Source organism: Gilliamella sp. Choc5-1, from assembly GCF_001690595.1.
In the GTDB taxonomy this organism is placed as follows: Bacteria; Pseudomonadota; Gammaproteobacteria; order Enterobacterales; family Orbaceae; genus Gilliamella; species Gilliamella apicola_M.
Map to the genome: position 1 here is coordinate 18605 of NZ_LZHH01000028.1, position 12097 is coordinate 30701.

Sequence of the window (12097 nt, forward strand, 5' to 3'; positions counted from 1 at the left end):
TCAAACTAGTTTACTAAATTCGATATTTTATAATTAACAATATGATTTTATTAGTTTTAATAAACGCTAATTGTGTTAATTGTAATCTATTTAATTAATTAAAGTTGAATTGTTTTGAATTTTCTTGAATAAATCCTTAAAATTTGATAGTTTACACAAAAGTATTTTTACATTAAAAACTCATAAAAGAAGGTAACTGTTATGACAATCAAAGTAGGTATTAATGGTTTTGGCCGTATTGGTCGTATTGTTTTCCGCGCTGCCCAAAAGCGTTCAGACATTGAAATTGTTGCTATCAACGATTTATTAGATGTTGATTATATGGCTTATATGCTTAAATATGATTCAACTCATGGTCGTTTTGACGGTACAGTTGAAGTTAAAGACGGTAAATTAGTTGTTAACGGTAAAACAATTCGCGTTACTGCTGAGCGCGATCCTGCAAACTTAAAATGGGACGAAGTTGGTGTTGATGTTGTTGCTGAAGCAACTGGTTTATTCTTAACTGATGAAACAGCTCGTAAACACATTCAAGCTGGTGCTAAAAAAGTTGTTTTAACGGGTCCTTCAAAAGACAGCACACCTATGTTTGTTATTGGTGTTAATGATAAAGACTATGCTGGTCAAGATATCGTTTCTAACGCATCATGTACAACTAACTGTTTAGCGCCTTTAGCTAAGGTTATCAATGACAACTTTGGTATTGTTGAAGCATTAATGACAACTGTTCATGCAACAACGGCAACGCAAAAAACTGTTGATGGCCCATCTCATAAAGATTGGCGTGGTGGTCGTGGTGCTGCTCAAAACATCATCCCATCATCAACGGGTGCTGCTAAAGCTGTAGGTAAAGTTATTCCTGAATTAAACGGTAAATTAACAGGTATGGCTTTCCGTGTTCCAACTCCAGATGTTTCTGTTGTTGACTTAACAGCTCGTTTAGCTAAACCAGCTAAATACGAAGATATTTGTAAAGTAATCAAAGCAGCAGCTGAAGGCCCAATGAAAGGCGTTCTTGGTTATACTGAAGATGATGTTGTTTCTACTGATTTCTTAGGTGAAGTTTGTACATCTGTGTTTGATGCTAAAGCAGGTATCCAATTAAGCGACAACTTTGTAAAACTTGTTTCTTGGTATGATAACGAAGTGGGTTATTCAAACAAAGTATTAGATTTAATTGCAGTTGTTTCTAAAAAATAATTAACTTTTATTTTTGTTAAAAAGGCGGCTTACGGGTCGCTTTTTTATGATACACTTTAAAAAAGTTGTTTTTAGGCTTTATAAATAAAAACACCCACTTTTTGAGTGAGTGTTTTGCTATTATGGAAATAAATATCTAAAGTTTAATTAAATAACAACAACTTCAGCAGCGGCTGGTCCACGAGGGCTATCTTGGATAGCAAACTCAACTTGTTGCCCTTCGGCTAAGGTTTTAAAACCATCTCCTGAAATAGCAGAAAAATGAACAAATACATCTTTACTTCCATCCGCAGGAGTAATAAAACCGAAACCTTTGCTTTCATTAAACCATTTTACTTGGCCTGTTTTCTTATTCATTTACTAGACATCCTAACAATAATTAATAATTAGCCTTTTGGGCTCGTATGGGCCTCAATATTGTATTGATTATGCAATTTAAAACTTATAATAATAACTTAAAACGATATTATTAAAGTTAATTGTTTTCATAATTTCATACATTGTTATTTTACCCAATGCTATTACCGCATAAATTATAATCAAATGCAAGAAGTTAATAACAATTTTTTTACATATAAATAGAGTTATTATTTAATTATTAGAATAATTAATTGTTAATTGATAAAAGTCAAATTTTGTAAGATGGATAGGGGTAAATATCTGCGCATTTATAAAAAAACCATAAAAAATTATTTTATGGTTTTTTACAACTATTTTTTATAACTCAATTTTATTTGTTTTTAGCTCGCTCAAATGATTCGATTATTTCTTTACGAGCTGCATCAGCATTATCCCATCCGTCAACTTTAACCCATTTGCCTTTTTCTAACGCTTTGTATTGTTCAAAAAAGTGTTTAATTTGTGATTTGAGTAATTCAGGTAAGTCATCAACATCTTTAATGTGATCATATTCTTTTGATAGTTTGGTGTGAGGTACAGCAACTAGTTTTGCATCTTGACCTGCTTCGTCTGTCATTTTTAATACACCAACTGGGCGGCAACGAATAACTGAGCCTGGTTGTAATGGGTATGGCGTAGGAACTAATACATCAACAGGGTCGCCATCTAATGATAATGTGTGATTAATATAACCATAGTTACATGGGTAAAACATTGCTGTTGCCATAAAACGGTCAACAAATACTGCGCCAGTGTCTTTATCAACTTCGTATTTAATTGGATCAGCATTAGCTGGAATTTCAATCACAACGTAAATATCATCTGGTAATTGTTTACCTGCTGGTACATTTAAAAGTCCCATTTTTGTATCCTCTATCTAAGTTTATATAGTATTGTTAATGATAATAAACGCACAAAATGATGGTTATTTTGTGTCGCTCAATTCTTTTAAGTATTGAAAAATTTGCCTTGCCGTTTTTGCAGGTTTATTAGCATCTTGCTCTTTTTTAGCTTGTCTAGCTAAAGTGCGCAGTTGCTGGCGATCAGCTGTTGGATATAAGCCGATAATGGTTTCAGCATCGCCTGTTGTAATCAGATCGTCGCGTAGCTTTTCGAGTTTATGAAATAGGGCAATTTGTTGATTGTGGCGATTTTTGAGTTTATCAAGCGCTTGGCTAATAGGATCGATATCTCTATTGCGTAGTAATTTGCCAATATATTGAATTTGCCTGCGGTACCCTTCTTTTTTTATTTTCTGAGCAAGGCCAATTGCATAAATAAGATCTTCATCAAGAGGAATTTTTTCAAGTTCGTTTTTGCTCAACTTGACAAGTTCGGTACCTAATTTTTTTAGGGCTTGAGCATCGCGTTTGATTTCACTTTTACTGACATAGATAATTTCATCATCTTCAATGTCAATAGAGAAGTTGGGTTCTAGGATTGTCTCTTGATTGTGATTCATGTTATTTCTTTTGTTAACTAATATTTAATTCTGGCATATTATAACGTATCACTAGCATAATTGTAGAAAATAATAAGATGAGTATTGAACAAATTAAAAAAGAAGCAATAAATCAAAAAGAAAATTTATCGGCAATTGTTGATAACGCTATAAAGCAAGCAAAGTCACGTGTTGATGAAGTTGAGGTGTCGATTAATAAGTCAACAGGTATTAATGTTAGCACACGCATGGGCGAAACCGAGAATGTTGAATTTAATAGTGATGGTGCGTTATTTATTACGGTCTATCAAAATCAACGTAAAGGTAGTGCATCAACTAATGACTTATCACCTCAGGCTATTTTACAGACGATTGATATGGCTATTAATATTATGCAATACACATCATCCGATCCTTGTTCTGGTTTGGGCGATATAAGCCAAATGGCATTTGAGTCGCCTGATTTAGATCTATTTTATCCTAGTGATTTGAATGTCGATAATGCCATTGAACAAGCAAAACAGGCTGAGCTTGCTGCGCTAAATCATTCAAAATTAGTCAATAGCGATGGAGGTTATTTTAGTAGTCGCTATGGCGTTTATGTTTATGGTAATAGTTTAGGAATGCTACAAGGTTATTGTGCTAGCTCTCATTCACTTTCATGTTCAGTTATTGCTGAGCAAGCAGGGCAGATGGAAAGCAATTATGTATATAGCTCATCACGCGATTTTAATGAATTAAAACCAGCTGAAACAGTTGGCATTGAGGCAGCAGATAGGGCAATTTCTCATTTGGGAGCGAAGCAAATTGCAACAATGCAAGCTCCTGTGCTATTTAGTGCTGAAGTTGCTGTTGGGCTTATTCGGCATTTAGTAGGCGCTATAAGTGGTGGTGCTATTTATCGTAAATCCTCATTTTTATTAGACAGCATTGGACAAACTATTTTTCCAAACTGGTTTACCATTTATGAAGATCCTTATATTCTAAAAGGGGTGGGTTCTTCGCCTTTTGATAGTGAGGGGACCAAAACCGTTCAACGTAATATTGTTGAGCAAGGCGTGCTGCAAACTTATTTACTAGGTAATTATTCTGCACGTAAATTGGGCTTAACATCAACAGGCCATGCCGGTGGTATTCACAATTGGTTTGTATCACCAAGCCAAAATAATATAAGTTTTGATGATATGCTTAAAAAACTCGATAAAGGCATTTTGGTGACTTCGTTGATGGGGCAAGGTGTTAATAGTGTGACGGGTGATTATTCACGTGGGGCTACTGGCTTTTGGGTTGAAAATGGAAAAATTCAATATCCAGTTAATGAAATTACTATTGCCGGTAATTTGCAAGACATGTATAAAAATATTGTCGCAATAGGTAATGATCTTGAAACAAGAACTAGTATTCAATGTGGTTCAATTTTGATTGATAATATGAGTATAGCAGGGAAATAAGCAGTATGGGCAGGTTTTTACATAGTACTTTTTTTCAAAAAATAACTTCGTGGATGCCAGGGTTAGGCAGTTTATTACGATATAAACGAGAATATTTTACTTTTGACCTTAAAGCGGGCTTATCGGTTGCTGCTGTTTCGTTACCTGTGTCCATTGCTTATGCTGAATTGACAGGAGTGGGCGCAATAGCAGGGCTATATTCAACCATTTTACCTTTAATTGTGTATGCGCTTTTTGGCTCTTCTCGGCAACTAATTATTGGGCCTGATACAGCAACTTGTGCGGTGGTCGCAGCTGTTGTGTTACCGCTAGCGGCAAATGATCCTGTATTGCGTTGGCAATTAGTTGTTATATTAACAATTATGATCGGTATTTGGTGTATCATTGCTGGAAAGTTACATCTTGGTGCGTTGGCTGACTTACTTAGTCAACCTATTTTAATTGGTTTGCTTAATGGTATTTCAATTACTATTATGGTTGATCAATTAGCTAAAACACTCGGGTTTCGTTATGATTATTCTTATTTGATTGAGCGAATTGTTTATTTTCCATTTAAAATATCCCAAATACATATAGCAACAGCGTTAGTTTCATTTTTTACTTTGCTAATTTTAGTTGGCCTAAAGAGATTAAGACCACAATATCCAGCGCCACTGTTAGCTGTTATTGTGATGACGATATTTTCATGGTTGTTTAATTTTGATCATTTTAATATTCGTATTATAGGTAATGTGAGCAGTGATTTTATTCCTGCCGAATCATGGCTTGATTTTGATAAAGGTTTAATGCGTGATTTAGTTGTGCCTTCGCTTAATATCGCTATCATCTGTTTTGTTAGTATGATGATAACAGTACGCAGTTTTGCCTCTAAAAATAACTATGAAACCAATGCCGATGTCGAATTTAAGGCGTTAGGTATCGCTAATATTGCAGCAGGGCTATCACAAGGTTTTGTAGTTAGTGGTACATCATCAAGAACAGCTGTCAATGATGCCAATGGGGGTAAAACGCAACTAGTTTCAATTATTGCCGCAATCTTAATCGGTTTTGTGGTAATGTTCTTGCTTTCCCCTTTGCAGTATATTCCAACTTGTGTATTAGGGGTGATTTTAATTTATTCTTCAATTTCATTAATTAATTTTCAAACAATCATTCGCTTTTTTAAATTTGATCGAGATGCATTTTATTTAAGCTTAACAACACTTGTTTCAGTATTAGTTATTGGAATTATTCCCGGCATGGCGCTAGCTGTGTTACTTGGGCTATTTTTATTTTTACGACGGGTTTTTAGACCGAAAGATCAGCTGCTAGGTGTTGATGCAAGTGGTCGAATTCATTCACTCGGTCAAGATGTAAAACCGCTCAGTAATACTATGATTTATCGATTCAACTCTCCGCTGACCTATTTTAATATTGCCTATTTTAAGCGAAGAATCATTAGTTATATTGATGAGGCTGATGAGCCAATAAACTATGTAATAGTTGATGCGATTGCTTGCTTTACCTACAAAGATGTTAGTGTGTTGTCGGGGATTGATGAGTTAGTGAGGTCTTTAAAAGTAAGAAACATTATTTTAATTTTATCAGGTCGTCGAAAAACGCTTAAAAACTGGTTTAAACAAATGAATATTAAGCTTGATGATGAGCATATTGAGTTTGCTTATGACCTTTATTTTGCTGTTAGACTAGTTCAGAGTAAGGAACATATGGATAATAAAGATGATGAGGGATTAATTTAATCACTATTACTATCGATAACATTAATAAGGGGAATTTATTTGTCTAAGTAATTTGGATTTTGAATTTCGATATATAAACCAATATTAATATAGACAATCCCCTACAAATTTAAGTAAAATGCTAGATCACTTTAAATAAGTATTTTAGTAAATAATATTAGAGGTAAAAATGGCTCGTGTAACTGTTCAAGATGCAGTGGAAAAAATTGGTAATCGCTTTGATCTCGTTATTGTAGCAGCAAGACGCGCTCGTCAACTACAAGTTGAAAATAAATCTCCACTTATTCCAGAAGAGAATGACAAAGAAACTGTTATCGCTTTACGCGAAATTGAAGATGGGCTTGTTAACAAACAGATCCTTGATGCTACTGATTTCCAAACACGTCAAAATGAAGAAGCTGAAGTACGTGCAACACTTCATGAATCGATTCTTTTAGAAAACACGCCATCGTACGAATAAACTGTACTTTTACAGGAATTGCTCATGGAGTATTTTGATAGCTTAAAAGAGCTTGTTGCATCTTATCTTCCATCTAAACAAGTCAAATTGATTCAAGATGCTTATCTTTTTGCTAAAAATGCCCATGAAGGGCAATTCCGATGTAGTGGTGAACCTTATATCACTCATCCTGTTGCTGTTGCAACATATTTAGCGGATATGCGGCTTGATTATGAAACAATTATTGCCGCGCTTTTGCATGATACCATTGAAGATACCCCCGTCACCTTTCAAGATATTACCAATAAATTTGGTAAACATGTTGCTATTTTAGTTGAAGGTGTTTCTAAACTTGATAAATTAAAATTTCGTAGCAGGCAAGAGGCTCAGGCTGAAAATTTTCGGAAAATGGTACTTGCCATGACCGAAGATGTGCGTGTTATTTTAATTAAACTTGCGGATCGTACTCATAATATGCGTACGCTTGGGGCATTAAGGCCAGATAAACGCCGTCGTATAGCAAAAGAAACATTAGAAATTTATGCTCCACTTGCTCACCGTTTGGGTATTCACCATATAAAAACCGAACTCGAGGTTTTGGGGTTTACAGCAATGCATCCAAATCGTGCTAAAGTACTTGAAAAAGTTGTTAAAGTAGCACGAAATACAAGAAAAGAACTCATTCAACAAATTTTATCTGAAATCAGAAATCGTTTAGCTGAAGCAGGTATAGATGCCGAAGTTGAAGGATTAGAAAAAAATATTTATGTCATTTATCAAAAGATGCAAATGCGAGAGCAGCATTTTCACTCTATTATGGATATTTATATTTTTAGAATTGTGGTTAAAAATGTAGATGCTTGCTATCGTGCTTTAGGTCTTGTACATAATTTATATAAACCACGACTTAATCGTTTTAAAGATTATATTGCGATTCCGAAAGCAAATGGTTATCAATCATTACATTCATCGTTAATTGGACCACATGGTACACCTGTTGAAGTACAAATTCGTACCGAAGATATGGATCAAATGGCAGAAATGGGCGTTGCTGCACATTGGGCATATAACGAAAATGATGAATTAAACAATACAACAGCACAAATTAAAGCACAACGTTGGATGCAAAGTCTGCTAGAACTACAACAAAGTGTAGGAAATTCTTTCGAATTTATTGAAAACGTAAAATCAGATTTATTTCCTAAAGAAATCTATGTTTTTACTCCTAAAGGGCTTATTGTTCAGTTACCTGAAGGCGCAACCGCTGTTGACCTTGCTTATGCCGTGCATTCCGACATTGGTTATCAATGTATTGGTGCGCTAGTTGATCGTAAACCTTACCCATTATCACAACCGTTAAGCAGTGGGCAAACGGTTGAAATTATCACCTCGCCAGAAGGGCGCCCTAACGCAAATTGGTTAAATTTTGTGGTTAGTGCTAAAGCGAAGTCGCGTATTCGTCAAGCACTTAAAACATTAAAACGTGAAGATGCCATTGAATTAGGCCGACGTTTACTCAATCTTTCGTTAGTTAAGTCAGGCGGTATTAATGCGTTATCATCAAGTCAAAAAGCTAGAGTGATTGAATTAGCTAAACAACCCTCTTTTGATGATGTCTTGGTTGAAATTGGACTTGGCAATATTATGAGTCATTTTATTGTCAAAGGCTTAGAGCATAAAGGGTTATTACAAAGTAAATCAGAGCCGAATAAAACATTGGTTATTACTGGTAGCGAAGGTGTTTTAGTTACGTTTTCTAAATGTTGTCATCCTATTCCAAATGATCCTATTGTTGGGCATGTTAGTCCTGAAAAGGGCTTAACTGTCCATCACGAATCCTGCCGAAATGTTGCTGGTTATCAAAAAAATCCAGAAAAGTATATTTCACTAAAATGGGCGCCAGATATTTCTCAACGTTTTGTTGCTGAAATTTGGATTGATATTCTAAACACTCAAGGCTCTTTGGCAAATATTCTGTCAATTATTAATGATGAACATACTCGCCTGCAATGGTTAAATACTGAAGAAAAAGATAGACAAATTTATACCGTCATCTTGCAAATTGAAGTAAAAAATACACAACAACTTAATGAGTTAATTCGTAAAATGTCATTACAACCAGATGTAGTGAGTGTTACACGAAATATAAATTAATCATTATGATAAACCGCCTTTTTGATCATTTACCGTTGATAAAACTAACAGGAATTGGTGCAAGTTTAGAAAAAAAATTCAATACATTAGGAATATATACTGCCAAAGATCTACTATTGCATTTTCCTTTGCGTTATGAAGATCGCGCTTCATCTTGTGCTATTGGTGATGTCACTATTGGTGAATTCACCACAATAGAAGGCATAATTATCAAAAGTGAACTCACATTTAACCGTCGGCAAATGCTCATTTGCTATGTTCAAGATGATTCAGGGATTGCTATATTAAGATTTATACATTTTACTGCAGGCATGAAAGCATCGTTAATTAAAGGAAAATGGATCAGTGCTTATGGTGAAATAAAACGCGGTAAAAATCACTTAGAAATTATTCACCCACAATTTAAGCTTAAAGCTAATCGCGATGATAAATGCACTACTTTAGATGGTGACCAAGAAAGGTATACGCCGATTTATCCAACTACTTATGGTTTATCTCAAGCTATAATTAGGCGATCAATTATGGCGGTATTATTGCTTTTGAAAAATAACCCACCAGCTGAAATTTTACCTCCACAACTGGCTAGTCATTTTTTACCAATATTAGATTGTTTAAATACTATTCATAACCCACCGATTAGCACTCAAATTACGCAGTTAGAATCGGGTGAACATCCTGCGATTAAACGTTTTATTTTTGAAGAGTTAATTGCTTACCATTTAAGTATGTTGATGATAAAAAAACATAACCAAAACCAGCGATCGCATCCATTTTATCCAAGCCAGCGCTTAATTAAGCCATTTTTATCCTCATTACCTTTTACGCCAACTCGTGCTCAGCAACGCGTTGTGCAAGATATCTATCAAGATATGACCAAAGCAGTGCCCATGATGCGATTAATTCAAGGTGATGTAGGTTCTGGTAAAACGTTAGTTGCTGCTTTAGCTGCATTAAATGCGATTGAAAACGGTAATCAAGTGGTGTTAATGGCGCCGACCGAAATATTAGCTGAACAGCACTATAACAATTTCAATAATTGGTTTACGCCGTTAGGGATTAGCCTTGAATGGTTATCTGGTCGATTAACCGCTAAAAATAAGCAGCTTCGTTATGAACGTATTAAAAATGGTGAAATCACCATGTTAATTGGTACGCATGCAGTGTTTGTGGATAAAGTTGAGTTTGCTTCGTTAGGATTAGTCATTATTGATGAACAGCATCGCTTCGGTGTAAACCAACGTTTAACTCTTTGGGAAAAAGGTATTAAAAATAACTTTCATCCACACCAATTAATTATGACTGCAACGCCGATTCCTCGAACACTAGCCATGACAGTATATGCAGATTTAGATGTTTCTATCATTGATGAATTACCGCCTGGGCGAACGCCCATTACTACAGTTGTCATACCTAATACTCGTCGTGATGAAATTATTGAACGTGTCAACCAAGCTTGCCTTGATAACCGCCAAGTTTATTGGGTTTGTACATTGGTTGAAGAGTCCGAAACGCTTGATGCCCAAGCTGCTGAAATACTTGTAGAAGAATTACAACAAAGATTGCCACATCTTAATATTGCTTTAGTACACGGCAAAATGAAATCAGATTTAAAACAATCAGTCATGCAAGACTTTAAAGCTGGAATGATTCAACTACTTGTTGCTACAACGGTTATTGAAGTCGGTGTTGATGTGCCTAATGCGAGTTTAATGATTATCGAAAATGCAGAACGATTAGGCTTAGCTCAATTACATCAATTGCGAGGGCGAGTAGGGCGTGGAACGGCGGTATCGCATTGTGTGCTTATGTATCAAGCGCCTTTAAGCAAAGTTGCCCAAGCGCGTATGAAAGTTATGCGTGAAAGTAATGACGGTTTTGTTATTGCGCAAAAAGACCTTGAACTTCGTGGTAGCGGCGAAATTTTAGGAACTAGGCAAATGGGAGTGGCTAATTTTAAAGTTGTAGATCTAATTCGTGATCAACATTTGATTAGTGAAGTACAACAAGCCTCTTATGATATTCAAAAAAATCACCCACAAAGTGCAGCGCAATTAGTTGATTGTTGGCTGCCAAATCGTGAAAAGTATATTAATGCTTGATTAATAATGTTAAGTTAGATTGCGTGTAGATGGTAAATTTATTGTTTGAATCCGTCCACACGCTAAAGTCGAATTGCTACATTAGCCAATTATAAGAATGAGCGATACGGCAATTCTGGCTCATCGATAAAAATATCCCTAAAGCCACGATAATGTTGATAATGCATTTTATGTTTATCGGTTGGGTAAGTATATTTACCACCAACTTGCCAGAAGAAAGGGGTAAATTGATAATCAAGACGATCTTTTTTCATTTTCCATAAAACTTCAATTTCACGAGGATCGCTTTGGAAGTTTGCCCAAATATCATGGTGGAAAGGGATCACAACTTGAGTATTAAGCGATTCAGCAGCCCGTAAAATATCAGCCGATGTCATTTTATCGGTCACGCCACGAGGGTTTTCGCCATAAGACAGTAGTGCAACATCAATTTTGTAGTCATTACCATGTTTGGCATAATAGTTAGAATAGTGAGAATCACCAGAGTGATACAGTGAACCACCAGATGTTTCAAATAAATAGTTGACCGCTCTATCATTCATACCATCTAAAATAGATTTATCGGTTGATGATACACCTTTTGGTAAAGTTACCAATGATGTTCTATCAAAAGAGTCTAATACCCGAATAGTAATATCACCTACTTCAATTGTTTCGCCAACTTTGGCAACAATACAGCGTTCTTCAGGTACACCCCAACTTTTCCATAATTCCACACAAGCTTTTGGACCAATAAATTTTACTTTTGATGAACAGTTTTGAATAACTGCAGCTGCAACATTTACATCGATATGATCGGCATGATCGTGCGTTGCCATCACTGCATCAATTTCTTTTATTGCAAAAGGATCCAGAACAAATGGGCTAGTTCTTAAGTTAGGCTGCAATTCACGAACTCCACCCATTCGCATCATTTGGTGTTGTTTGTTCATTAATGGATTGGCGTGAGTTTTTTTACCAGTACCACACCAAAAATCAACAGATATATTGGTATTACCAGCTGATTTCAACCAAATACCTGTACAAGCAAGCCACCACATAGTAAATGTATTGGGTTTAACCTCTGTTGTTTCGATCTCTTCATTAAGCCAAGTTCCCCATTCAGGAAATGTATTTAGTATCCAAGATTCACGGGTAATTTCATTCACTTTACTCATACTTTGTTCCTTTTACAA

At 35.4% G+C, this 12097-nt stretch carries 10 protein-coding genes; 6 read left to right on the forward strand and 4 right to left on the reverse strand.

The genetic code is table 11. The features are described 5' to 3' along the window. Nucleotides 1-201 precede the first annotated feature (201 nt). Complete coding sequence (gene gapA / locus A9G35_RS02345; protein WP_065635506.1) at nucleotides 202-1200, forward strand: glyceraldehyde-3-phosphate dehydrogenase; 999 nt, start codon at nucleotides 202-204, stop codon at nucleotides 1198-1200. Between the two features lie 147 nt (nucleotides 1201-1347). Here gapA and cspE read toward each other — a convergent pair whose 3' ends face one another. The 3 genes from cspE to yjgA all read right to left on the reverse strand — a co-directional run bounded on the left by cspE (nucleotide 1348) and on the right by yjgA (nucleotide 3061). Then, on the reverse strand, nucleotides 1348-1557 hold the full coding sequence (gene cspE, locus A9G35_RS02350; protein WP_025315032.1) for a transcription antiterminator/RNA stability regulator CspE: 210 nt from the start codon (nucleotides 1555-1557) through the stop codon (nucleotides 1348-1350). 373 nt (nucleotides 1558-1930) lie between these two features. Further along, a complete protein-coding gene (ppa, locus tag A9G35_RS02355; protein ID WP_065635507.1) occupies nucleotides 1931-2461 on the reverse strand; it encodes an inorganic diphosphatase in 531 nt (176 codons plus the stop codon). A gap of 63 nt (nucleotides 2462-2524) precedes the next feature. Further along, on the reverse strand, nucleotides 2525-3061 hold the full coding sequence (gene yjgA, locus A9G35_RS02360; RefSeq protein ID WP_065635508.1) for a ribosome biogenesis factor YjgA: 537 nt from the start codon (nucleotides 3059-3061) through the stop codon (nucleotides 2525-2527). Between the two features lie 77 nt (nucleotides 3062-3138). Between yjgA and pmbA the strand changes: the two genes are divergently transcribed. The 5 genes from pmbA to recG all read left to right on the forward strand — a co-directional run bounded on the left by pmbA (nucleotide 3139) and on the right by recG (nucleotide 10922). Further along, nucleotides 3139-4491 carry a metalloprotease PmbA gene (gene pmbA, locus A9G35_RS02365; protein ID WP_065635509.1) on the forward strand — a complete coding sequence of 451 codons (1353 nt, stop codon included), beginning with the start codon at nucleotides 3139-3141 and terminating at the stop codon, nucleotides 4489-4491. 5 nt (nucleotides 4492-4496) lie between these two features. Beyond that, entirely contained in the window at nucleotides 4497-6230 is a 1734-nt protein-coding gene (locus A9G35_RS02370) for a SulP family inorganic anion transporter (RefSeq protein ID WP_218057179.1), read from the forward strand. Between the two features lie 169 nt (nucleotides 6231-6399). Beyond that, nucleotides 6400-6690: a DNA-directed RNA polymerase subunit omega gene (rpoZ, locus tag A9G35_RS02375; RefSeq protein ID WP_065635510.1), complete on the forward strand. Its 291-nt coding sequence runs from the start codon at nucleotides 6400-6402 to the stop codon at nucleotides 6688-6690. 24 nt (nucleotides 6691-6714) lie between these two features. Next, a complete protein-coding gene (gene spoT, locus A9G35_RS02380; RefSeq protein WP_065635511.1) occupies nucleotides 6715-8823 on the forward strand; it encodes a bifunctional GTP diphosphokinase/guanosine-3',5'-bis pyrophosphate 3'-pyrophosphohydrolase in 2109 nt (702 codons plus the stop codon). A 5-nt stretch (nucleotides 8824-8828) separates the two neighbouring features. Beyond that, entirely contained in the window at nucleotides 8829-10922 is a 2094-nt protein-coding gene (gene recG, locus A9G35_RS02385; RefSeq protein ID WP_065635512.1) for an ATP-dependent DNA helicase RecG, read from the forward strand. Nucleotides 10923-11011: 89 nt separating this feature from the next. Here recG and ulaG read toward each other — a convergent pair whose 3' ends face one another. Next, complete coding sequence (gene ulaG, locus A9G35_RS02390) at nucleotides 11012-12079, reverse strand: L-ascorbate 6-phosphate lactonase (RefSeq protein ID WP_034943283.1); 1068 nt, start codon at nucleotides 12077-12079, stop codon at nucleotides 11012-11014. Nucleotides 12080-12097 lie beyond the last annotated feature (18 nt).

Coding starts and splice junctions, on each gene's coding strand:
- cspE (WP_025315032.1), bottom strand. CDS start 1,557: ATGAATAAGAAAACAGGCCAAGTAAAATGGTTTAATGAAAGCAAAGGT.
- yjgA (WP_065635508.1), bottom strand. CDS start 3,061: ATGAATCACAATCAAGAGACAATCCTAGAACCCAACTTCTCTATTGAC.
- ppa (WP_065635507.1), bottom strand. CDS start 2,461: ATGGGACTTTTAAATGTACCAGCAGGTAAACAATTACCAGATGATATT.
- ulaG (WP_034943283.1), bottom strand. CDS start 12,079: ATGAGTAAAGTGAATGAAATTACCCGTGAATCTTGGATACTAAATACA.
- spoT (WP_065635511.1), top strand. CDS start 6,715: ATGGAGTATTTTGATAGCTTAAAAGAGCTTGTTGCATCTTATCTTCCA.
- A9G35_RS02370 (WP_218057179.1), top strand. CDS start 4,497: ATGGGCAGGTTTTTACATAGTACTTTTTTTCAAAAAATAACTTCGTGG.
- pmbA (WP_065635509.1), top strand. CDS start 3,139: ATGAGTATTGAACAAATTAAAAAAGAAGCAATAAATCAAAAAGAAAAT.
- rpoZ (WP_065635510.1), top strand. CDS start 6,400: ATGGCTCGTGTAACTGTTCAAGATGCAGTGGAAAAAATTGGTAATCGC.
- recG (WP_065635512.1), top strand. CDS start 8,829: ATGATAAACCGCCTTTTTGATCATTTACCGTTGATAAAACTAACAGGA.
- gapA (WP_065635506.1), top strand. CDS start 202: ATGACAATCAAAGTAGGTATTAATGGTTTTGGCCGTATTGGTCGTATT.